The organism is Flavobacterium sp. Root420 (assembly GCF_001427905.1).
Classification (GTDB): Bacteria; Bacteroidota; Bacteroidia; order Flavobacteriales; family Flavobacteriaceae; genus Flavobacterium.
Genome location: NZ_LMEF01000003.1, coordinates 1 through 25,132, shown reverse-complemented (window position 1 = coordinate 25,132; position 25,132 = coordinate 1). Strand labels below are relative to the sequence as shown.

Genomic DNA, 25,132 nt, shown 5'->3' with positions numbered 1-25,132 from the left:
TGATAAAATCTTAACTGTTTTAATTATTTGAAATCGGTTGAAAATTTCCAATTCGTCTTATAATCTTCTGAAACAGGTAAGTCTTCCAGTAAAACCCTTAACATTTCTACCGGCATGATATTCTCTTTTAAAACGCGGTCGTGAAACTGTTTTTCTGTCCATCCTTTGGCCAGCAATTCATTTCTTAAAGCATAAAATTGCAAACCTCCCGTCATATACGCTACCTGATATAATGGTGCGTCCCCGCTGGCAAACGAGCGTCGGACTTCGGCCTCTGCATTTGCTTTTTCATGTCCTACTTCATTGACCAACAAATCAATACATTGCTGCGGAGTCATTTCTCCCAGATGATATTTTAATGAAAATATAATTCGGGCACAACGGTGAATTCTCCAGAATAACATTCCTAATTTTTGCTCGGGAGTTTGAGGAAATTCTTTGTTCCAAAGTATGATTTCCCAATACAAAGCCCAGCCTTCCATCCAAAACGGTGTATCAAAAGGCTGACGATACGACTTATAACGGCTGTTCATAAAAAACTGCAGATTATGTCCCGGAAGTAATTCGTGCTGAACCGTTGCAAAAGAAAAATTGGGGTTGTTACCTCGCATACTCATCAATTTATCTTTCTGATCCATATCTTTTGTTGGATAAGAAATGCTGATTTCCCAGCCTCCGGTAAAAAACGGATTTATTTTTTGTCGTTCCGGTATCATCATAATCATCTGCCAGGTTTCTTTTGTCAAATCCGGCAATGTGATTAAATCTCTGTCTTCTATAAATTTAACCGATTGATTGTATAAAGAAGTAATCGCTTGTGGCTGTTCGCCTGCCGGAACATAAGTATCTTTAACGTGTTCCAGAGCTTTTTTCCAATCGTTTCCATAACCTAATTCTGTAGCCGCTTTGATCATTTCTTTTTTGCACCATTCAAATTGACTTTGTGCTGCTGATATTAATTCTTCGGGAGAATAGGGAATGTATTCGTATGCTAAACTTTTGATGATAGCTTCTCTTCCGATTGGTTTTCCAACAATCCCGCTTCCATCATCTTTTATACTTGTTTGTGAATAGTTTGTTTTTAAAAAATCTTCATACGTTTTGAGTTTCTCTGATAGTTTTTTATACGCTTTTTCCATCCACCAGGTAAAATCAGGATCATAACTGTAATAAAACTCATAAGCTTCTTTTAATGATTGCTCAAAAGAAGCTACCGATCTTGCGGCTTTATCTGCTGCAAACCAATCTTTAAAAGGTTTGGTTTTTAATAACTCTGTTTTTTTATCAATACTATTTCCGGCAACATCAAACGCTTTGGCCAATTGATTGGAAACTGGTTTTTTTCCTCTTCTTCTTTCTTGTATAAACAGCGTAATATCAGCTGAAAAATCCAAAACTGATGCCACCTCTTTATAGCCTTTGTATTCTATTTGCAGAAAATAATTTTCTTTGTCTATCAGATTTTTCAATAGTAGATAATCTACTTTTCCTTCTTTGGATAAATTTTTAAAGTCGATATTTTTTACTGTTTTTGACCAATCGACATAAAATTTAGAAAACCGTTCATAATATTCTTCCGACTCCTTATTGGAATAAAAATTTTGCAGTGCCGTTTTATCTGCCTGAAAAGTATTCACAACATCTATAAGTTCGCTGGAAAACGAAGGCGTTATCATAAATAAGAATAAAATGAGGCTTAGAATTGTTTTTTTCATGCTCTTGGTTTGATGGTTCTAAATATTTTTTTTGCCACTAATTGCACGAATTTTCACGAATTAATTAGTGTAAATTAGTGTAATTAGCGGCGAACTTTTTTAGCTGTTTTTAATCTATTACCTTAACGTAACATCCAGATAAACCGAATGACGTCCGTAGCTTTCATAGAAAGGTTTATAAGAAACTCCGTCTATCGTAAACTCTAATTTTTTAGGATCTCCACTAATTGATTTGCTGATATCTTTAACATCTAAAGTTACTTTTCGCCAATCTTTAAGTGGTTCGGTTTCCTGAGCTGCCAATAAGATTGGTCCATAAAACAAACTGGCGATATTTTGCTGATCCATAACAGGTTCTAAATGAAACTCAAAGGGCATACGCAATTCAATTACATCGCCGTCTTTCCATTTTCTATTCAATGTAAGATAACTTCCGGGCTGTGTTTTTACTTTTTCGGACTTGCCGTTTATCTTCACAAAAAATCCTTTGGTTGCCCAATGAGGCACACGCACTTTAAGATCGAACTTGCCATTTCCTTTGATGGTTAATTTGGTAAAATCTTCATTAGGAAAATCTGTTGTTTGTTCTACAATTATGTTCTTTTCTGTCCATTTTAATATTGAAGGCACGTACAGATTTACATAAAGTGCATTATTACCGACACTTTTAAAATAAATGGAATTCTGAAATTTTGTATTGCTTTCAATAGCAGTTCCATTACAACAGGTAAAGCCTGTCATGTGTGCATTTCCAAATTGTTTTACAGAGCTCGGTCTCAAAGGCACATGATACGTATTGGCCGGACTATTCTCGGCTACTGACGAAAGAATATGATTGTATAAACCGCGCTCGTAATAATCCATTAACTCTGCACGCTGATCGTAAAGAAATAAATCTCCGGTTAATTTAAGCATGTTGTAAGTCGCACAAGTTTCATTTTGACCTCCTGATGAAAAACCATTTTCATAAATCGTCGCGGGCTGACTGATAAAACATTCTGCATTTGCCGGATTACGGGCTCCCGCAACTCCTCCGATGCTGTACATATAATCATTTACGGTTTTGTACCAAAAATTATCGGCAATACGGTAGTAGTCCGGTGTATTAGAATCACGGTACATTTCTAATGCTCCCATAATTTGTGGAATGTGCTGGTTGGCATGCAATCCTCTAAAAGTATCTACATTTTTAGCCAGTCCATGTGTGTGGTTAGCATCACCGTAAAACACTTTAATATTGTCAAATAATTGCGCTACTTCTAAATAATGAGGATCTTTTGTAATTCTGTACAATCTTGCCATAGCCTCGTTCATTCCGCCAAATTCTCCGGCGATATAGCGGTTCCACATACTAATAAGCGTTTCCGTTGGCAGTTTTTTCATACGGGCATAAACCCAATCTCCCATTCCTTTGGCCGTTTCAAGTGCTTTTTCATTACCACTGACTTCGTAAACATCCATCAATCCGGCAAGAATTTTATGTAACGTATAATAAGGTGCCCAAATTTGAGTTTTCTGTCCTCCGTAAGTCGCTCCATTTTCTAACATTATAAATTGATCCGGAGGATAAGCACTGATAAATCCTTTTCCCCAATTTTGATAGTCGGTGCGAATCCCTTCCGGACTCAAATCTGAATCATAAGTCGTTTTACCAGGTCCTGGTGGCACAGCAGTTGGATCTGACACAAACTTTCCTCCAATTTCTTTTGGATTTCCGGAAAGTTGTGCTAATTGATACAGCGTGTTGACCATGTACTCCATTTTATTGGCAAAATTAGCCTGAAGCGTTTTATCATAACCCGTACTCGCATAGGCCTGAGCAATTGCAGTTAAGTAATGTCCTGTAGCATGACCGCGCAACTTGGTTTCCTGAGTATCCCAAACGCCAAGCGGTTCTGCTTCTTTTGGTTGTTTTTGCCCAAAAGCATTGCGAAACATATACAAAAAAGAATCCGGATCTGTCGTTGCAAGCGTGCTCAGGAACTTGTCGCGATTTTCTATAAATTTGGTTTGGTGCCCTTCATGATCAGCATTCAATACCACCTGATCTAATTTGAAAACTTCCAATTTACGTTCTGGTGTTGCAGTTTCTTTTGCTTCTTTGACAGTTACAATCGCTTTTGGTTTTAAGTCTGTACCTGAAACACTTCCGGTTACGGTATATTGTCCGCTTTTAAGTACTTGGCTGTTATCCTTCGGCGAAGGCCAAATTACGCGAACCTCAGGACCTTCAATTCCATTACTATAAACCCCTTTTAAATAACTTGGTAATCGTGGAAGTGATCCTACAACGGTTTGCACATTAACATCTGAAACGCTCGTCAGGAACTGATTATAAAGCTGTGGAGTTGTTGTGGCAAACTTTGGCAAATCTGCTGTTTGTTCTTCTCCTGATTCTTCTTCCTGACCTTCTTTCAAAGCATTGTTATAGATTCTGGTAATTTGTTTGTCTGTTAATGGAACTCTGTAAATTCTGAAATCATGCAACTTTGCATTTAGATAAATATTGCCTTCTGCCAACGATTTCCCTATGTAAAGCCTGTTTTTTTCTGCCGAATTATAATCGAATAATTTTGCCAGATCCAGTGCTGCATTCTTGGTTTCGCTCACCAATACTCCATTCACGTAAGTGCTAATTAATTTTGAAGGAATATTTATTACCACCGCCACATGATTCCATTTGCCGGTTTCTAAAGGTGGTGCTTTTGTGTTGTATTTTACGCCAATTTCCGTAGCAACTTCGGTCTGAATTTCGTCTTTTTCTGTTCCTGTGGGCGCGAAAAATAAATGTGAATTCGTGTTTTTCCCAAAATCAAAAAATCGCTGATCTTTTTGTGCAGAACGTAAATAAATCCATCCCGAAATACTTAGTGATTCTTCTCCAATTAATCCGTCACCGGGAATTGAAACATACGCTTTGCTATCTGCCGGCAAAGAAAGTACTCTGCCAAACTGTTCATCATTTACAAACCGGGCTTGAGAATTCTGAATTTTACCATGCAAATTATTTCGCGACCAGTCTTTTGCATCGCCATCAAAAACGTAGCGGGCAATCAATCCGGTTTCACCAATTCCGTCTAAAATCTGATCACCATTTTGAGCCTGTACTTTTATTGCACACGATGCCCAAAAAGTTAGTATTACACAAATAAATAACTGATATTTTTTCATCATTATTTCTTTTTCTTCTGATTTACAAAATCTTTATTTTTTCTCCTTTTCAGGAATTTTCTACTTATAAATTTCCTCCCAGGTTGGCGGGATAACTCCTAACAAATGCTGCACAAAATAATCCCTGCGTTTGCGTTCTCCAAAATCCCCACCGGCAGAATGTCCCAGTCCGGGAACGATTACTAATTCGAAATTTTTATTGGCCTTTACCAGGGCATTTGCAAATTGCATCGTTGAAGCCGGATCAACATTATCATCCAACTCCCCCAGAATCAACATCAGATTTCCATTTAATTGTGCCGCGTTGGCCGTATTGGAGCATGCCTCATATTCAGGGCCAACCGGGTAGCCCATCCATTGTTCATTCCACCACATTTTATCCATTCGGTTATCGTGACAACCGCAAGATGCTACGGCAACATCATAAAAATCAGAATTAAAAACCAAAGCAGCTCCGGCATTTTGTCCACCTGCAGATGTTCCATGAATGCCCACCTTATCAATATTCATGTAAGGATATTTGGCAGCGGCTGCTTTTATCCAAAGTTTTCTATCGGGGAAACCTCCATCTTTTAAATTTTTCCAGCATACATCATGAAAAGCTTTCGAGCGATTTGAAGTTCCCATTCCGTCAATCTGAACCACAATAAATCCTAATTCAGCCAGAGACGACATTGCCCAATAATAAGGCTGAAAATTCTTTGGAACAAATGAATCCTGCGGACCTGCATAAATATATTCAATAATTGGATATTTACGATTGGGATCAAAAGTAGTGGGGCGTACAATAACTCCCCAAATATCTGTTTTACCATCTCTTGCTTTGGCTGTAAAAACTTCTGGTGCTGTCCAACCTGTTTTCTGTAGTGCCGAAATATCGGCCTTTTGCATTTCTACAATTGTTTTTTGAGAGTCTATACTTTTTAAAACCGTAATAGGCGCGGCATCTACTCTGGAATATTGATCGACATAATATTTATAATCCGGCGAAAAAGTCACTTTATGATTGCCATTTTCGGTGGTTAATCTTGTGAAATTTTTTCCGTTAAAATCGATTCTGCAAAACTGCAGCAAATAGGGATCCTGATCTTTGTCTAACCCGCTTGCGGTAAAATAGATTTGCTTTTTCTCTTCATCAACTTTTACTACTTCCCTTACTGGCCAGTTTCCTTTGGTAATCTGATTTTTTACTTTTCCGGTAATGGCATCGTATACATACAAATGATTCCATCCGTCGCGCTCTGAAGCCCAAATAATTTCATTGCTTTTTTTGATGTCGTAGCGGTATCTTTTTCCGCTGTATTCAACAAAGGTCGGGCTGGTTTCTTCAATAATAGCCTTCACTTTTCCGGTTGCGGAATTAACTTCCAGAACGCGATATATCTGATGTCCTCTTTGATTGTATTCAAAAGTAAAAGCACTGCTGTCGTCTTTCCATTTTATCTCTGAAAGCTCATATTGTTCCTGAAACAAATCTGTAGCAACAGGAATTTGTTTTTTTGAAGCTACAACAAACAATTGCGGACTTTTAAAAGGTAATTGATCTCCGGGTTTTAAATAATCCCTGGTTTGCAACTTTGGCTGAAACTGATCTTTTGGACTTGATTCTATAAAGTAAATTTTATGCTCTTCACCAGGTCTCATTTTATACGCCATAATTTCAAGACTATTTGGCGACCATTGCAGGTATGACGAATAATAAAATCCCTTTGAGCCGTCATAACTTAACTGGGTTTCTACTTTTGTTTTTTTGTTTTTTATGTATAAATTATAATTTTTAATGTAGGCTACTTGCAGAGAATCCGGAGAACCAACAGGTTTATTCCCTAATTCATCAAAATTTCCACCCCAATAATCATCTTTTTTCAATGGTATTTTATAGGACCCTATTTTAGTTAATTCGTATGTATTTAAATTACAGGAAAACTTAAGTGAGTCTGTTGTAAATACTAATATTGACAAGCTTTTATCAAACTCTAAATTCTCAATTGGAAGATCTTTGGATTTGATATCTTTTCCTAAATTTTTTGAAAGTGACTGCCCTAATCTATCATGATCAAAAGCAACTGTTTGTTTTTGCTGTTTAGTATCAACCAAAAGAAATTCTTTTCCTTTCAACAGATTATTGCTATACCAAACATAATCATTCCCAATCCAATGAAATTCTTTGGGAGCGTTGGTCACCTTATTTTTGAATAAAGAATCTACTGCGTTTGCTCTTTTGTATTCCTTCAATGTACCTTGCGCCTGACTGATCAAACACCATGAAAGTGTTAAAAATACATTTATTTTTTTGCTAGTTGTCATCATAATTTAAATAGTAATAAAAATATATAATATTGATTGATGGCTATGGGTTAATATTAACAGATAGTAATATTATATTATCCATTGAAAATGAAATTTGAGGAAAATCAGTTATTAAATACTAATTACGGGTTGAAATCAAGTTTTTCTTAGCAGCATAAAAATAAGAAAAAGTAAATTTTAAATATTCTTTCGATGATTAAACCTGACAGATTTTAAAAACCTGTCAGGTTTAAACTAAAAGTTAAAATTAATTTGAAGTTTTTTCTTTGATCAGATAATAAATTGGAATACCCATCAACATAATTAAAACGCCCCAGCCACAAGTTGAAAATTTTGTGAACAATAAAGAAACACAAACAGCCGATGCAATTACAATATACAATAAGGGTAAAAATGGATATCCGATTGCTTTGTATGGGCGAACTGCATCTGGCATTTTTTTACGAAGACGCATAATTCCATAAATGGTCAGGATGTAGAAAATTAGGACAATGATAATTACAAAGTCTAATAAATCTCCGTATTTACCTGTAAGACATAATACTGAAGCCCAAATACATTGTGCCCAAAGTGCCCAAGCGGGAACACTTGCCTGATTCAATACTGCTGCTTTTTTAAAAAACAAACCATCATTTGCCATCGTATAATAAACTCTGGCTCCGGCCATAATTAATCCGTTATTACAGGCAAAAGTAGAGATCATAATCATTAGCGCAATGATAAGCGTTCCGATATCTCCAAAAATATAATCTGAAGCGACCACTGCTACCCTATCCGATTTTGCTGTTGCAATTTCGCTAAGTGGAATAACAGCTACATACATTAAATTGGTCAATACATAAATAATGGTTACAATTAGGGTTCCCAAAAACATGCTTAAACCCACATTTCTTTTTGGGTTTTTAATTTCCCCTGCAATAAAAGTTACCCCGGTCCAGGAATCACTTGAAAACAGGGTCCCAACCATAGCAGCCGATATTCCGGAAATTAATGCTGTAGTATTAATTGGCATCCACGAACCTGTGTCTGTATTAAAAGAATGTGGTGTCCAGGCATCTGTCCAGTTGGCATTCCAGATAGAAGCTTTAGCCGCCAGAGTAAATCCGAATATAATTAATCCTGAAATGGATACTATTTTTATAATAGTCAGAATCGTTTGCAGAATTTTGCTGTTTTTTACTCCGCGCGTGTTTAAATAGGTCAGAAAAATAATGGTTACGATAGAAACAATCTGTGCTACATTGAGTTTAAAACTGCCTATTTCATATAAAACATTTTCATCGCTGACAGCCGGAATTAAATAGGCGGCAAATTTTGAAAATGCCACTCCAACTGCTGCAATGGTTCCGGTTTGGATAACAGCGAAAAAGCTCCAGCCATACAAAAAGGCTACTAATTTGTTATAGGCCTCTTTAAGATAAACATATTGCCCGCCGGCATTGGGAAACATGGCACTTAATTCTCCGTAACTTACTGCGGCAATCATCGTAATGATTCCTGAAATGAGCCATATCAAAATAAGCCATCCGGTCGATCCTACCTGTCTGGCAATATCGGCACTTACAATAAATATTCCGGATCCAATCATGGAACCTACCACAAGCATGGTTCCGTCGAGAAGCCCGAGTTCTTTTTTAAATTCTTCCTGATTATTATCTGTCATTATTTGGTTGTTTTTTGGTTGTTTTTGTTAGGTATGCGAAAAGGTTGTATTGAATCTAAATTGAGTTAAGATTTAGATTTTCAGATCATCAGTCTAAATATTTTATGATATAATATTTCAATTTTAAAGCTCCAGCGGAGCATGATATTAATAGTTGAATTTTAGATTATTTTATAAGAGCTCCAGCGGAGCGAAATATTTATAGCAAACGGAGCAGTGTATGCATTTTATGGAGAAATATTTCACCCCGATGGGGTTCAATAAAACGACGTATTCTTTTTCTATAAATATTACGCCCTTTCAGGGCTAGGAACCTATATGTTTTATTCTAAATAAAAAATCAGCTTCAATTTTGGTTAGAAAATGAAGCTGATTTTTTTAGAGTTGAAACATTTGGGTATCTACAGAAGTAGTTTTCTCGGAAATGATTTCCTCTACTATTTTTCCTGTTGCAGGTGCCAGGCTTAAGCCCATCATGGCGTGTCCGGTAACCAAAGTTAAATTTTTAAGTTTTTTATCTCGAGCAATTATCGGCATTCCAGATGGTGTGCAAGGTCTGAATCCGAACCAGGTTTCTTCTTCTTTGGGCATATTGATTTTTAAGTCCGGATAAAAATCATTGATCGAATTCACGATTCCCTGAAGTCTGTTCTGATTGATTTTGGTGTCATTGGTGTGTGTTATTTCCATTGTTCCTCCAAAACGAATATCATTATTCATAGGCGTAACCGCTACTTTTCCTTCACACAAAATACTTGGAATTGAAGGTTTGTGGTTTTGATTTTTTAGCGTAAAACTGTAGCCTTTTCCAGGTAATATTGAAATGTTGACATTTAATTTTTTAGCAATGTGTGGACTCCATGATCCTGTTGCCAGAACGACTTCATCTGTTGTAAAACTGCCTTTATCTGTTATGATTTCAGTGACCGTATTATTTTTTAAAACAAAATCATTTACCGTTGTCAAAGCATGAATTTCTACCTTCAACTGACTTAATTGTTCTTTTAAAAACTGCATGAATTTCTGCGGATAAACATGCGCATCACTTTTATAATGTACACCGCCGATGACGTTTGTAGCCGTTCCTGTTTCTAATTTTGAAACATCCTCTTTTGACAAAAAATCAACTTCTAAACCTAATTCTTCTGCCAATTTTCCTTCGTGATGAATTTCTTCGGCGGTTTTATCAGTTTTGTAAAGCATTAAAAGTCCTTTTTCTTCATAAAAAAAAGAGTTGTTCTGCCTTGCAAAATCCTGATAGAGCTCCTTACTCAAAAGCGATAAATCACAGAGAGCCGGCATTGCTTTTTCAACATGTTTTAAATTGGCATGTTTATAGAACTGCAGTCCCCATTTCATTAAATCCATACTCAAACGAGGTTTAACATAAAACGGACTTTGGCTGTCAAACATCCATTTTATTCCCTGTGCAATCATGCCGGGCTGTGCCAGCGGAATTATATGCGAGGGAACAATCATTCCCGCGTTTCCATAAGAACAGCCGTCATTCATATCTGATTTATCAAAAACAACTACTTCATACCCTTCTTTGGCCAGATAATAGGCTGAACACAGACCTATTATCCCTCCGCCAATTATACTGACTTTTTTCATTAGTATTATAAATTTCAAATCATTGGCAGGAAAGTATTCTGTAAACCAATGTTTTTTTACATTATCACTTTTTTTAGATCACCTGAAAACCAAACGCATACGGATCATCATCTTCATCAATAATGATATTGTTATAACCGTAAACTTTGGCCCAGCCCTGAATACTTGGTACTATGGCTTTGATATCTCCTATTGAAGTTTCTTCTTCTACCCTGCCAATAAATTTGCTTCCAATAAAACTCTCATGAATATAGTCTTCCCCTTTTTTGAGTTTCCCTTTGGCATGAAGTTGTGCGATTCTGGCTGAGGTTCCGGTTCCGCACGGAGAACGATCGATTGCTTTGTCTCCATAAAAAACTGCATTTCTGCCTGATGAAGTGGGATCTATAGGATCGCCTGTCCAGAGCATATGGCTCACATCGCGGATGGTATCATTTTCCGGATGAATGAAGAGATTTGGGTATTTTTCATTAATACGTTTGCGAACTTCCTGACTGTACTGCACAATTTTTCCTGCTGTAAAATCCTGAACACCTGAAAAATTTTGCTGCGGATCTACAATAGCGTAATAATTCCCACCATAAGCGACATCAAAAACAATTTCGCCTAACTCCGGGCAATCAATAGTCAAGCCTTCGGCAGCTAAATATGATTTTACATTGGTCAAACGTACCCAATCCACTTTTTTTCCGGTTTGTTGGTATTCTATTTGAACCAAACCTGCTGGAGCTTCCATTTTTATCTTCCCGGGAATTTTAGGGATAACCAAACCTTCTTCAATTGCAATAGTGATCGTTCCAATGGTTCCGTGCCCGCACATAGGCAGACAACCGGAAGTCTCGATAAATAAGATTCCAAAATCATTTTCAGGATTACTTGGCGGATATAATATGCTCCCGCTCATCATGTCATGCCCCCGAGGTTCAAACATAAGTCCTTTACGAATCCAGTCAAATTCTTTTAGGAAATGCTGACGTTTTTCGCTCATGTTGTTTCCAATCAAATTGGGACCACCGCCAGCCACAACTCTTACGGGATTTCCGCAGGTATGGGCATCTACGCAAAAAAAGGTTTTTCTAGGCATATATTAAATGGTGTTCTGGGTTACTATGTCATTTACTACTCTGTTAATTCCTAACGGATTTTTATCCTGCAGTGCTTGTGGAAGCAATTCATCGGGCCAGTCCTGAAAAGTTACCGGACGAACCCATCTTTTGACTGCCGTTAATCCTACGGAGGTAAATTTGCTGTCTGAACTTGCCGGAAAAGGCCCGCCGTGTGTCATTCCGGAACAAACTTCAACTCCTGTCGGAACATTGTTAAATATTAAACGCCCCACTTTATTTTTAAGATTTTGAATTACTTCTTTAAAATCTCCATATTCTTTTAAATCAGCATTTAAAATGGTTCCGGTTAATTGTCCTTCTAAATCCAAAATAATTTCATTGAGCTGCTCTATATCATCGCATTTAACAACAACAGAAAAAGGCCCAAAAACTTCCTTATGAAATGTTTTGTTTTTTAAGAAAATATCGCCATCGACCGTAATTACGTTTTGCAATGCATAGTTTGGTTTTATTTCTCTGTTTAAAGTCGTTTGTTGCGTATATCCCGACTGCCCCAGCACTTCTGATTTCAGGGTTTCATATTGCTTTTTGATATTGGGATGTAGCATGCAAGCTGGCTCTAATTTATCAATCTCCAAAGCTAAAATAGTAATAAAATAATCCAGTTCGTTGCTTTTTATTCCTAAAATAAGACCGGGATTTGTGCAAAACTGACCCGTTCCGGCCACAATTGATGCGGCATAATTTTTAGCCCATTTTTCGCTCTCGGTTTTTAAAACTGAGGGTAAAACCAACACCGGGTTAATAGAACCCATTTCTGCATAAACAGGAATTGGAATAGCTCTGTTGGCGGCAATTTTACAAAGTGCGGTTCCGCCTTTTATACTTCCTGTAAAACCAACTGCTTTTATAGAAGGATGTTCTACTAAAGCTACTCCAACTTCTATACCGCTGCTGTTCAAATTAGAAAATACACCATTTGGCATTCCTGTTCTTTTGGCTGCCTTAATAACTGCCGAAGCTACCATTTCACCTGTTCCGGCATGGAGCGGATGCGATTTCACCACTACAGGACAACCAGCCGCCAATGCACTCGCTGTATCTCCTCCTGCAGTAGAAAAAGCAAGCGGAAAATTACTCGCTCCAAAAATAACTACGGGTCCAATTGGAATCTGCAGCCTGCGGATATCGGGTTTGCCTTCTGTTTTATTGATAATGGCTTCTACCCAGGAACCTTCGCGTAGCATTGTTGCAAATGCCCTGAGTTGTCCGGTAGTTCTGCTTCGCTCACCGTTGGCTCTTCCAGCCGGAAGACCTGACTCCTGAATATAAGTTGCTAATAACTCCTCACCCAATGCTTCAATTTCCTCGGCGATAGCGTCCAGGAAATCTGCTTTTTTTACGTCTTCAATGGTTCCATAAATTTTAAAAGCTTCTTCGGCTAATGCTACAGCCTGAGAAATTTCATCTTCACTGGCCTCAAAAAAAAGAGTTTCATTCTCCGAATTTTCTTCCGGATTGATGGTTTTGAATGTCGTTTTACCTTTTGCGGAAAGCACATCTCCAATATAATTTTTTCCTGTAGTCATCGCTTTCTATTAAAGTTTAATTAAATGTTTTTGTAAGCTGGCAAAACGGGTCTGTTTTTCATTGCAAAATCAATGATCGCCAATACACGTTCTCTCTCAGCTCCTTGTAACGGTAATCTTGGTGCTCTCACATTTTCTGTTCCAAGTCCTGTTGCTACTTCTGCCAATTTGATGTTCTGTACCAACTGAGGTGAAATATCCAGTTCAAGTAATGGCATAAACCATCTGTAAATAGCTAAAGCCTGGTCAATCTTTCCGGCTTTTACCAATTTATAAATAGCAACAGTTTCAGCAGGATAGGCCACAACCAAACCGGCAACCCATCCATCGGCTCCGGCCACCAAACTTTCAAGAGCCAGGGTATCCACTCCGCACAGTACTTTTAATCGGTCTCCAAAACGGTTTCTGATTCTCGTTACATTGCTGATGTCCCTTGTTGATTCTTTGACTGCCTGAATATTTTCCAGTTTTAAAAGTTCTTCGAACATGTCAAGAGTTACCTCAATTTTATAATCTACAGGATTGTTGTAAATCATAATAGGCAATGAAGTGCTTTTTGCAATTTCTTTGAAATAGACCACTGTTTCATGATCTGTTGCCTTGTATCGCATTGGTGGCAAGAGCATAAGACCATTTACGCCTAACTCTTCAGCGCGTTTTGCCAGAGTTATTGCTTCGCTTGTGGTCTGTTCTGCAATATTTACGATAACCGGAATCTTCCCTTCCACTATTCGTAAAGTGTTATTTATTAAAACCTCTTTTTCTTCTTTGGTTAATGTACTGGCTTCACCAAGGGTTCCCCCAAGTATGATTCCATTAACTCCAGCATCAATTTGTGCTTTAATATTTTTTTCGAACATTACCAGGTCCAATTGACCTTCTGCTGTAAACTTTGTCGTTACAGCCGGCATTACGCCTTCCCAATTTATTTTCATATTCTCAATTTTTATCAAAAATAAAGCTTATACAAAAGAGCTCCTTTGTCATTATTAGCCTATATCAGGACTATATTACCCCATCTATTGTATAATCTGATTTTTTTGATAATATTTACATAACTAAAAACATTCCGTTGAAAATCCTGCCATTTAAAATACCAAAAACTGAGAGAGAAGCCCTTATTTATCAGGAAGATATTGAGCGCGTTTTCTACGACCAACTGCATCAGCATGAAGAAATTCAGATTAGCTATATTGCAAAAGGTTCAGGAACTTTAATTGTCGGAGATTCGATAAACGATTATAAGGAAGAAGATATTTTGGTAATTGGTGAGAATGTTCCCCATGTTTTTAGAAGTAATACTGAGGCCAGTCCCGAATCTGTGATGCTGACTTTGTTTTTTACCAAAACCTCTTTTGGAAAAGATTTTTTCAGCCTTAATGATATGAGTAGTCTCGAAGATTTTTTTAAGGAATCTGAATATGGTATGAAGATTTTATCAAATCAAAAGAAAATAATTCATCATTTTACCAAACTAAAAAAACAGAATAAAATACAGCGCATTGCTTCATTTTTAAAGATCATAAACATTATTATTACTTCAGAGAAAACACCTCTTTCGTCCTTTGTTTACAAAAAGAAATATACGGATGATGAAGGCCGCAGAATGAGCGCCGTTTTTGAATATGCAATCGAATACTATCATCAGAATATTACTTTGGACGAGGTGGCCGAGAAGGCCAATATGAGTAAAAATGCATTTTGTCGTTATTTTAAAAAACGCACCAATAAGACTTTTTTTCAGTTTTTGATTGAAATCAGAATTGAAAATGCCTGCAAATTACTACACCATAAAAAAGATCTTTCTATAGCCTCAATATCTGAGCTTTGCGGATTTCAGGACATTGCCAATTTCAACAGAAAGTTTAAGGAATTAAAAGGAGTTTCTCCTTCTCATTATCGTTCCCAACTTTAATTTATTATAATTTAAGAACATCTCGGACAAAACAAATTTCTTCATTTTTAATTTATAGTCCATAACAGAATAACTTTAAAATAAAAAGCTATTCCCTAAATTAGGGAATAGCTTTTCAAACACTTTATAATTACAAGCAACCAACTTGCAATTCCTTTTATCACAGTAACTTCTTTTAGTATCCTGGATTTTGCTTTAAATTTTTATTCGTATTTAACTCTTCTAATCCTATTGGGAATAGAGTTGTATAATCTCCTTTTGGAACATGATTATACCAATTCTTTTTCTGATAAACCCCAAAACGGATCATGTCTGTTCTTCTTCTGGCCTCCGCTGCAAATTCCCATCCCAGCTCGTCCAGGAATCTACCATAAAGAACTGTCGTTTGATCGCCAGGCTTATCGATAGTTCCATTTTCTGCCAGTGTACCATATTTAAATACTGAGTTTTGTTGAAGTTGTGCTCCTGTAACAACGGCATCAGCAGGATTATCAAAAGATCTGATTCTGACTTCAGTTACTAACTGAGCAGCTGCATCGCTTTGATTTGTTCTTAGTAAACATTCCGCTTTCATCATTAAAACGTCAGTATATCTTAAAAAAGGAAAATCATTATTAAGACTTGATCTCGCACCGCGCTGAATTTGGAATTTCCCACATCTAAAACCTTCAGTTTCCTCGCAGAAATAAATACTTGGCATTTCCTTAGTCAATGTAAAGACTATACTTCCATCATCTATGTTATATTGATTTCCCATAAGCCAGGTATCTTTCAAACGATTATCTTTTGGGTTATAAGTGTCTATAAATTGTGGATTACAGCTTGAACCACCCCATGGCTGTGCTTCCATTCCGAATACTTTTCTGTGGCTTGGCAATAGCATTTTCATGTGAGCACCAAAACCGCCGGCATAAATTTGATCATAAGGTATTGCAAAAACCATTTCCGGATTGGTTTCGTTTGTTGCACTAAAAATTGCCTTATAAGAATCTGATTTTTTGAATAAACCACTTTGTATGATTTTATCGCATGCCTCGATACATTTTTGCCATTGTGGAGTTCCTGTATATACCTCAGCATTTAAGTATACTTTGGCTAAAACATGATATGCTGACCATTGCGTCATACGTCCATAAGTAGTCTTATCTACTTTTGCTGGTAATTGCGGAATTACTTCATTTAACTCACTCACAATAAAATTATAAACTTCAAGTCTGGTATTTTGCTCCGGCAGTTTATCACTATAATTAGGAATAATAGGAACATTGCCATGTGTATCTACCAAGATAGAATAATACAGCGCTCTTACTGCTCTCATTTCTGCCAGAATAGCTGTTTTTTGTTCTGCACTAATAGGAAATTTTCCAGATTCCATTTGAAGCATAACCCTATTGGCTGCATTAATTCCGTTAAAACAAGTTATCCAGGTGTTTCGTGGCTGCCAATCTGTTTTAGTCCATTCATGAAAGTGCATTCTTTTGTAAGTTCCTCCATCGTCCCATCCATTTGGTCTTGTCGGCGTAACAAATGCATCTCCTGGTTCTTCCTGCAAATCAAACAAACCCTGCCAATCCATAACATATCTCATAGGCGTGTATGCAGAGGCCATAATAGCCACAATATCTGATTCTGAAGGGACAAAATTTGATTCTGTTACTTCTGAAAATACTTTTTCATCTAAGTCAGTACAGCCAGACAATGATAAGCCTGCCGTAATAATTAAGCCGAAATATAAAATCTTCTTTTTAAGGAAAGATAATTGATTTATTAAATTTTTCATATCTCTTATTTTTAAAGTGTGATGTTAAGTCCAATTGAAAATGATCTTGTTGACGGGTATTTATCCCTGTCATCATTACCAGGAAATAACCCATCTCTGTTTACCTCAGGATCAATTCCTTTATAACTCGTGAAAGTGGCCAGGTTACTTCCGGAAGCATAAATTCTTAAAGTATCAATAAATTTGAAAGTCGATTTAGGAAGTGTAAAACCGATGGTAATATTATCGATTTTTAAGAAGTCTCCATCTTCTACGTAATAACTAACATAACGCTGTACATCATTTAATACCGCCTTGTCATATACTTTGTCGTATGCCGAATCTAAAGTGTTGTATGCAATTGTTGGGTTTTCATAAAACATTCTGGAAAAATTCAAAATCTGATAATCCATTGCACCTCTTAAATTGACATTCATATCCCAGTTTTTATAACGAACTGCATTGTTTATACTGTAATAGGATCTTGGCAGACCGTTTCCTAATATTTGTCGATCTTCGGTTGTTGCTTCGGTTGCCGGGATTCTTCTTCCGTCCGGTGTTTCAATAATCCAAATACCATCATCAGTAATATCCACACTTTTTAGACCGAAAAAATTTCCAATTGGCTGTCCTTCCTGAATACGATGTGTTGATATTTGGATGGGTTCTCCTGTATATCCTGTATCAAAAAAGTTATTGGTAAGCTGAAATTTATCATTGGATAATGATACCATTTTGTTGGTATTAGTAGAATAGGTAAGGTTTACAGTCCATATAAGATTATCGGTTTTTATTGGAGTAACATTTAACAGGAGTTCTAAACCTGAATTTTTAATTTCAGCTGCATTGGCGGCTATAGTACCATAAAAATAGGGAGGCGTTGGAACACTGTAATCCATAAGCGCGTCTTTGGTTGTTCTGCTATAATAATCAATTGCTCCGCTAATACGATCGTCAAAAAAGCCAAAATCTAAACCAAGATTAATTTCCTCTTTCTTCTCCCATTTTAAATCCGGGTTTGCATTTCTTGTCGGTACTAATTCTCTTATCCATTTTCCATCATTCAGGAAATAGTTCCCGTAAGTCAATCCGCTTAATGACTGATAATTTTCACCTGCATTAATTCCCGTAATACCAAAACCAGCTCTTAATTTTAGATTGTTAATCCATTTGGTATTCTTTAGGAAATCTTCATTATTTATACGCCATCCTGCAGAAACTCCGGGAAAATTACCCCATTTGTTATCTTCTCCAAATCGGGAAGATCCCTCGTGTCTAATACTTGCCATAAACAAATACTTATTGTCAAAGTTGTAAGTCATCCTGGCAAAAAATGCAATCAGCGTATTAGAAAATTTATCACTACCCATTCCTGCTTCACCAAGCTGAAGTCCCTGACCGGAACCAATATTATTGTATAAAAAGGCATCTGTAGGAAAACGTCTGTTTGTTGCCCAGAATCTTTCGGTTATATTATCCTCATAGTTATACCCTGCAAGTGCTGTCAGGTTATGTTTTCCGAAAGACTGCTTGTAATCCAATGTAAATTCACCATAATTGCCTCGGTAATCTTCTGCACTTCTGGAAGCAAAACCATCCTGTGCATATTTTACAGTTGAAACGTGGTTTTTTGTCTGATAAAACCCTTTCATAATTGAATTACCTTTTCTGGTATAAACACCCTTTAATTTAAAAAACTCATTAAAATCATAGCTCATACTAAAATCAAAACGTGTATTTCTAAACCTGTTTTCTCCAATAGTTTCTTCAATATAACCTACTGGATTATCATAAAAATAAACATCTCTTTCATTCCATTTTCCTTCATCATCTCTAATGGGTTCCGTTGGATTTCGGATAAGTGCCTGCCTGTATATATAGGGATCAAAACTAGTTCCGTCTCCTAAAGCATTATAAACCTGCTCACTTGCTATATAACCAATATTAGTTTTTAGTTTTTTGTCAAACATGGAATGGTTTACATCAACTCTTCCAGTCATTTTTTTATTGTCAGATTTTAAAAATATCCCGTCACCGCCTTTATAATTAATCGAAGCACTAATATTTGTCACATCACTTCCTCCTCTAAATAATACATTATGCGTTTGACTTAGTGCTGTACGGGTAATTTCATCAAGCCAATCTGTATTAGACCCGAAATCCTGACTATTTGCTCCAATAAATTTATATCCCTCGGCCATTTTTTCTCTTAATTGACCCGCATCCAGGAAGTTCATCTTATTACTTATTGTGGACACTGTAGTATAACCATTGTATTCAATTGTTGGCTTAGCATTGAAACTTCCACTCTTTGTCGTAATTATGACAACGCCATTCGTTCCTCGTGTTCCATAAATTGCAGTTGCAGATCCGTCTTTAAGAACATCAATAGAAGCAATATCTTCGGGAGCAACTGTTGTTAAGCTGCCCGGAACTCCATCTACCAAAATTAAAGGCTGACTAGTGCCTGAAAGAGACGAGAATCCTCTTAATTGAATTTGTGAACCTTCCGTTGGATCTCCGGAAGGTGCTGATACTGTAAGTCCAGCCACTTTCCCCTGAATTAACTGTGCGGCATCCCGTACATTTCCCTGTACAAAATCAGTGGATTTTACAGAAGCGATCGCACTTGTAACATCTCCTTTTTTTTGCGAACCATATCCAATTAAAACAACTTCAGTCAACTCATTTACCTCAGGTTCCAAAACTATATTCAGTACCTTTTTACCTCCTGATTTAATTTCTTTAGTTTTAAAACCTAAATAGGAAAAAACTAATATTGGATCATTTCCCTTAATCGTTATTTCAAAGTTTCCATCGAAATCACTTGCAACTGCATTAGTTGTGCTTTTCTCTAAAACTGATACTCCGGGAATTGGAATATTATTAGAATCTGTAATTTTACCGCTGATTTTCTGCTGAGAAAAAGCGCTAAAAACAACAAACAGAAATAAAATTGTATAGAACATCTTATCTCTGTAACAGGATGTTGCTGTACTTTTAAAAGCTTGTGTGGTTGGTTTCATAATTTAACAATATTGGTTAGTGTATTATTGACACTTGTAAAATTATGTTAAATTAGAGTTAACGAAAATGTTTATATTACCACATGCTAATACTATATTATCCGTTTTTTACACTATATATTACTTAATGATGAATTTACATACAATTTGCTAATAAATTACAATTAAAACTTACACATTTATAATTTTCAACCCAATAGAGGACTATTTTAGCAACTATAAACTAGCGTTGAAAAGGCTAAATACAGAAAGTTGTAGTAAAATTTCAGGCAAAACCTCAATAAAAAAACGTGTCTTGACAGGCTGAGGGATCACCAGTCAAGACACACCGCTATTAACTGAAGTACGCTAACACCAATCGCGGTGTTATGCTCCCATTAACATATTTCTTTTTCAATTAGAAAAAAGCAATTAACTGTAGTAAAAATATTTATTATATTCGCTTGAAGAAAAAAGGCAGCTTATAACGCAAACATTAATCGAAAAAAAAGTATGTTGGTGCCATTTTATAACTCCAATAAACAATTTTAGTGACAATCCTAAAATAATAGCCTAAACATCATACCGCCATTCTAATTTTTAAGAAATGCATGACCAATTATTGAACCTGATAACTACAAAAGTTGTACTTTCTAACTATGACAAAGAATTATGCAAAAAATATTTTGAACCTGTATCATTTTCAAAAAATAAAATTATTGAACAAGAAGGCATAGTTCCAAAATATCTTTATTTTGTTGTATCGGGTTTTATGCGATTGTTTCACTACAATAATTTAGGCGACGAAATTACAACGCATATCAACTGTCCCCCAGGATTTATCACCTCTTATAGTCATTTTATCAACCTTACAAAATCTAATGAAAATGTAGAATGTATTACTGAATGTGTGCTTTTGAGAATTGCTAAAGTTGACCTGGATTTTCTTGTTCAAAATAGTTCCTCCTTTAGGGATTTTAGTACTTGGGTATTTCAGCAATCAATTACATACAACGAAAACCGCTCAAAAGATTTGGCAACCTTAACGGCAGAACAGCGTTACAAAAAGTTAATTGATAATTATCCTCAAATTCTATACAATGTGCCTCTTCAATACATTGCTTCTTTTTTAGGAATGAACCCAAAAAGTTTGAGTAGAATTAGAAAACAAATGATTAAGTAACATTTGTGAAGCATATTTGAAGAATCATCTCCCAATTTTGTGCCGTAATAAAATTAAACAAAATGGCACAGAAAAATTTAGCCTTGGTTACGGGTGCAAATGGGCATCTTGGCAACAACTTAGTACGATTACTTATCAGCAAGGGTATTCCCGTAAGAGCTTCGGTTCGCAACATCAAAAACAAAGAACCTTTTATTGGTTTAAATTGTGAAGTAGTTCGATCTGATATTTCGGATAAACAATCCTTAGTAGACGCTTTGCAAGGTGTGGAAACATTTTATGCAGTTGGAGCAGTCTTTAAACTTTGGGCAAAAGATCCTAAAAAAGAAATTTATGATGTTAATCTTGAAGGTACAAAAAATATTGTTGAAGCCGCAGCAGAAGCAGGCGTAAAACGAATTGTGTATGTAAGCTCTATTGCTGCCCTAAATTATTCCATACTACCTACTAAAGAAAGTTATGGACAAAATCCAGACCGCCGGGATATGTACTACAATTCAAAAAATGACGGCGAAAAGTTAGCTTTTGAATTGGCCCAAAAATACAAGATAGAAATAGTTGCTGTTTTGCCATCTGCAATGATTGGGAGCAGTGCTTTTAAACCTTTAAGTGTTTCTTATAATATTATCTCTTTAATTCTTGAAAAGCAAATACCCGTTGAAACAAACATCACTTTAAATTGGATTGATGTAAAAGACGTTGCTGAAGGCTGTTATTTAGCAGCGACAAAAGGAAAAAATGGAGAACGCTATATTTTAGCAAATGAAAAGTGTACTTCCATAAAAGCAACAACACAAATTGCACAAGAGTTATTTCCAGACTTGAAAATAAAACTTCCTTTAGCAGTTCCAAAACCTATATTATTCACGATCGCCTGGTTTATGGAAATTGGTAGTTGGCTAAATGGTAAAGCTCCTTTATTGAGTATTAAAGACATTGCTATGTTTTCAGGGCTTCAACAAGATTTTGACATTACAAAAGCGAGGACAGAATTGGGTTTTAATCCAAAAAATTCGATACAAGCGGTCAAAGAGGCAATGGTATATTTGAAAGAAAGCAAAACATTTAAGTAGATAAGAGAATAATGTTAGCTAAAATCGGTTTGTACAAGTGGATTTATGAAGCAAATTAAACTTTTGTACTAAATTTGAAATAATAGAATTTTAATTATCTATCAAAATATTGATATAAGAACTTCCAAAATCAAATGACTTTGGAAGTAATTTATGGTGACCACTGGGTACAAAATTCGACTCTTTTATTGAAGGATTTATGTATCTAAATGAAGTTTAAATATTTTTAATTTTGTAATGGTATTGGCAATATTATTCAAATCTATTTACACAATTATCTATAACTATAAATTAAACTAAAAACAATTCTTCTTTATAAAAAACTCTAAATTAGCAATTGTATTAGAACTAACGGCTTAGATCTTTCCGAAACAGAAATGCTATTTTATAGTATATATAAGTTAATGATTAGACCATAACGACACAAATCAATATCGACTTAATAAAATAATTTTGTAAATGATTTCAATTAAAGAGTTAAATAAAGAGAAACTTGACGATTTTTTTCAATACCTGAAAATTCATCTTTCTGAAAATGGACAGAAGGGAATAACACTTTTTCAACCACTTTCTAAACATCAATCTGCACTTTCGGACGAATGGAAGGCAAAGTTTGAAGACGGAATGAATAAAAAAAATGAGGAAATTGGATGGAGAAAAATTTGGGTTGCAATAAACGAAGAAAACAAAATTGTTGGACACATTGACATTCGTCCTCAAAATCAATTAAATGCAGAACATAGAGTTTTACTTGGAATGGGTGTTGACAGTAGTTTTAGAAATTTGAAAATTGGTCAAACTTTATTAGAATTTATTATTGATTATTGTACAAATAATAGCAAAATTAGTTGGATTGATTTGCAGGTTTTGACCGATAATATTCCGGCAATCAGGCTTTACAAAAAAATGAATTTTGAGCAATTGAGTATAACAAAAGACATGTTTAGAATTGACAATATTTCTTATGATTATACTTCTATGACCTTGAATGTTGAAAATTAGATCAAAATCATAAAAAAATCCCGTATTTACCAGGATAATCATAAAAGGTATATAGCCTCTTTCTCCTCAAAACCCTAACTAAGTTATGGGTTTTGTTGTTTTTATAAATATTTACACCTTTATCCTAAAGAAGAGTTTATGAATAAAAAATATACTCCAGGAATAAATACCAATGACATTATGGGAACAAACCCTTTTGGAATTATTGTGAGCACAGTACTATTTAATGATCGTATTTCTTATCGGATAATACAAATAAAAAATCAGGTTATAAAACTTAACCAACCCACGATTACAGAACAAAATTAAATCACTTTTAAACAAACTAAAAGAATATTAAGACAACGAACTAATCATAGTTTAAGTTAACAAAAGCCCGATATATATCGGGCTTTTGTTTTTAAGAAATATTTTAACCCATTCCAGACAGCACTTTTAAAAATAAAAACTATAATCTAATTTAAATTTGTATTTTAGTTCGCAATGAAATTCAAAAGTATAAATTTTTTAATTTGTGAAAATATGCTGCGACCAATACTTCTCTTAGTAACTATTCTTCTAACTATTTCATGCAAAAAAGAAAATAAATCAGAAACACTTTCGGATTATTTTACGTACAATCAAAAAAACGCAGTTGAATCAGCTGGTGTACAAATGATTCCAATCAAAACACCTGTTGGAGAATTCAAGGTCTGGACAAAAAGATTTGGAAACAATCCTAAAATAAAAGTATTGCTACTACACGGCGGTCCGGCTATGACACATGAGTATATGGAATGTTTTGAGACTTTTTTTCAGCGTGAAGGCTTTGAATTTTACGAATATGATCAATTAGGTTCTTATTACAGTGATCAACCAAAAGATAGTAGTCTATGGACAACAGAACGATTTGTTGAAGAAGTAGAGCAAGTTCGTAAAGCTATTGGAGCGGACCAAAATAATTTTTACGTCTTAGGAAATTCATGGGGAGGAATTCTTGCAATGGAATATGCATTAAAATATCAAAAAAACCTTAAAGGCCTATTAGTTTCAAACATGGTCGCGAGTGCACCTGAATATGGAAAATATGCTGATGAAGTTTTGGCAAAACAAATGAAACCCGAAATTCTTACAGAAATTAGGGCATTAGAAGCTAAAAAAGATTTTGCTAATCCACGTTATATGGAATTACTAATTCCTAATTTTTACAAAGAGCATTTATGCCGATTAAAAGAATGGCCAGACGGTTTAAATAGAGCCAGTAAGCACATGAATGGAGAAGTATACACTATGATGCAAGGACCAAGCGAATTCGGAATTAACGGCCGTTTAGCCAAATGGGATGTAAAAAATCGTCTAAAAGAAATCACAATTCCAACCTTAATGATAGGTGCAAAATATGACACAATGGATCCAAAAGCCATGGAAGAACAAAGCAAATTAGTTCAAAATGGACGCTTTTTATATTGTCCAAACGGAAGTCATTTAGCAATGTGGGATGATCAAAAAGTCTTTATGAATGGTGTTATTAAGTTTATAAATGATGTTGATAATGGAAAAATTTAGTACTTAAAACCATATCAAAATTTAACATCAATGTATCAATTATAATAATTCATCCTATATAAGCAGCTAACCTTCAACAACAATCAAAAAACAGAAAACATCATTCCTTAATCATAATCTGGTCGTTTCCCTCCGGGTCGGGCTGTCCGCTGTATCTTTTGCGATAGGGGTTTTGGTTTGGGAAGAAGTCCAAGGCATCGCAAAAGGATGTCACTCCCATCCCTAACGCAGTCTACGGTAAACTAGAAGTGCAGTTTTCAGAACAAATCAGTTACAGTAACTGCTATTTAACCGCAAAGTTGGCAATCCCGAAGCCTCTTGATACGCAAAGTTCACCACAATAAGCCTTTGCGACCTTAATAAAGACAACAGCAAAAGACACAGTAAAAATCTTCACGCAACTTGCCGTAAAAAAACACAAAATGCTATAAAACAAAAAACCCCGTTTCGATAGAAACAGGGTTTTCAAAAGAAAGGCGACGACATACTCTCCCACATAACTGCAGTACCATCTGCGCAGG

The 25,132-nt window shown here is 35.6% G+C and carries 17 protein-coding genes; 6 read left to right on the top strand and 11 right to left on the bottom strand.

The genetic code is table 11. The annotated features are described in order from the left end of the window. Positions 1–23 precede the first annotated feature (23 nt). The 8 genes from ASC72_RS04595 to ASC72_RS04560 form a co-directional block, all read right to left on the bottom strand. Positions 24–1,715: a DUF885 family protein gene (locus tag ASC72_RS04595; protein ID WP_056187513.1), complete on the bottom strand. Its 1,692-nt coding sequence runs from the start codon at positions 1,713–1,715 to the stop codon at positions 24–26. 117 nt (positions 1,716–1,832) lie between these two features. Beyond that, positions 1,833–4,886 carry a beta-L-arabinofuranosidase domain-containing protein gene (locus ASC72_RS04590; RefSeq protein ID WP_056187511.1) on the bottom strand — a complete coding sequence of 1,018 codons (3,054 nt, stop codon included), beginning with the start codon at positions 4,884–4,886 and terminating at the stop codon, positions 1,833–1,835. Between the two features lie 60 nt (positions 4,887–4,946). Next, positions 4,947–7,196, bottom strand: coding sequence for a S9 family peptidase (locus ASC72_RS04585; protein ID WP_056187508.1), 2,250 nt, complete (start codon positions 7,194–7,196; stop codon positions 4,947–4,949). Between the two features lie 247 nt (positions 7,197–7,443). Continuing rightward, positions 7,444–8,859 carry an APC family permease gene (locus ASC72_RS04580; protein ID WP_056187505.1) on the bottom strand — a complete coding sequence of 472 codons (1,416 nt, stop codon included), beginning with the start codon at positions 8,857–8,859 and terminating at the stop codon, positions 7,444–7,446. Positions 8,860–9,237: 378 nt separating this feature from the next. Further along, positions 9,238–10,473: an FAD-binding oxidoreductase gene (locus ASC72_RS04575; RefSeq protein WP_056187502.1), complete on the bottom strand. Its 1,236-nt coding sequence runs from the start codon at positions 10,471–10,473 to the stop codon at positions 9,238–9,240. A 73-nt stretch (positions 10,474–10,546) separates the two neighbouring features. Continuing rightward, complete coding sequence (locus ASC72_RS04570) at positions 10,547–11,557, bottom strand: 4-hydroxyproline epimerase (RefSeq protein ID WP_056187496.1); 1,011 nt, start codon at positions 11,555–11,557, stop codon at positions 10,547–10,549. Positions 11,558–11,560: 3 nt separating this feature from the next. Next, positions 11,561–13,129, bottom strand: a complete 1,569-nt coding sequence (locus ASC72_RS04565) for an aldehyde dehydrogenase (NADP(+)) (RefSeq protein WP_056187491.1) — start codon at positions 13,127–13,129, stop codon at positions 11,561–11,563. A gap of 20 nt (positions 13,130–13,149) precedes the next feature. After that, a complete protein-coding gene (locus tag ASC72_RS04560; protein ID WP_056187488.1) occupies positions 13,150–14,064 on the bottom strand; it encodes a dihydrodipicolinate synthase family protein in 915 nt (304 codons plus the stop codon). A gap of 137 nt (positions 14,065–14,201) precedes the next feature. On the opposite strand from ASC72_RS04560, the gene ASC72_RS04555 reads away from it, so the two are divergent. Then, on the top strand, positions 14,202–15,044 hold the full coding sequence (locus ASC72_RS04555; protein ID WP_056187486.1) for an AraC family transcriptional regulator: 843 nt from the start codon (positions 14,202–14,204) through the stop codon (positions 15,042–15,044). 175 nt (positions 15,045–15,219) lie between these two features. Here ASC72_RS04555 and ASC72_RS04550 read toward each other — a convergent pair whose 3' ends face one another. Together ASC72_RS04550 and ASC72_RS04545 are read right to left on the bottom strand one after the other, a co-directional pair. Further along, positions 15,220–16,824 carry a RagB/SusD family nutrient uptake outer membrane protein gene (locus ASC72_RS04550; RefSeq protein WP_056187483.1) on the bottom strand — a complete coding sequence of 535 codons (1,605 nt, stop codon included), beginning with the start codon at positions 16,822–16,824 and terminating at the stop codon, positions 15,220–15,222. Between the two features lie 11 nt (positions 16,825–16,835). Then, entirely contained in the window at positions 16,836–19,829 is a 2,994-nt protein-coding gene (locus ASC72_RS04545) for a SusC/RagA family TonB-linked outer membrane protein (RefSeq protein WP_056187480.1), read from the bottom strand. 586 nt (positions 19,830–20,415) lie between these two features. Between ASC72_RS04545 and ASC72_RS04540 the strand changes: the two genes are divergently transcribed. The 5 genes from ASC72_RS04540 (at position 20,416) to ASC72_RS04525 (ending at position 24,611) form a co-directional block, all read left to right on the top strand. Further along, positions 20,416–20,991, top strand: coding sequence for a Crp/Fnr family transcriptional regulator (locus ASC72_RS04540; RefSeq protein WP_056187477.1), 576 nt, complete (start codon positions 20,416–20,418; stop codon positions 20,989–20,991). 62 nt (positions 20,992–21,053) lie between these two features. Beyond that, positions 21,054–22,064, top strand: a complete 1,011-nt coding sequence (locus ASC72_RS04535) for an NAD-dependent epimerase/dehydratase family protein (protein ID WP_056187476.1) — start codon at positions 21,054–21,056, stop codon at positions 22,062–22,064. Between the two features lie 459 nt (positions 22,065–22,523). After that, on the top strand, positions 22,524–23,066 hold the full coding sequence (locus ASC72_RS04530) for a GNAT family N-acetyltransferase (protein WP_082564231.1): 543 nt from the start codon (positions 22,524–22,526) through the stop codon (positions 23,064–23,066). Positions 23,067–23,204: 138 nt separating this feature from the next. Beyond that, complete coding sequence (locus ASC72_RS24025; protein WP_157849259.1) at positions 23,205–23,375, top strand: hypothetical protein; 171 nt, start codon at positions 23,205–23,207, stop codon at positions 23,373–23,375. A 213-nt stretch (positions 23,376–23,588) separates the two neighbouring features. Next, positions 23,589–24,611 (top strand): proline-specific peptidase family protein, encoded by a 1,023-nt coding sequence (locus tag ASC72_RS04525; protein WP_371258430.1) that lies wholly within the window; start codon positions 23,589–23,591, stop codon positions 24,609–24,611. A 283-nt stretch (positions 24,612–24,894) separates the two neighbouring features. Here the strand turns inward: ASC72_RS04525 and ASC72_RS24345 are convergent. Next, on the bottom strand, positions 24,895–25,132 hold a 238-nt coding region (locus ASC72_RS24345), incomplete at its 5' end, for a hypothetical protein (RefSeq protein WP_206743203.1).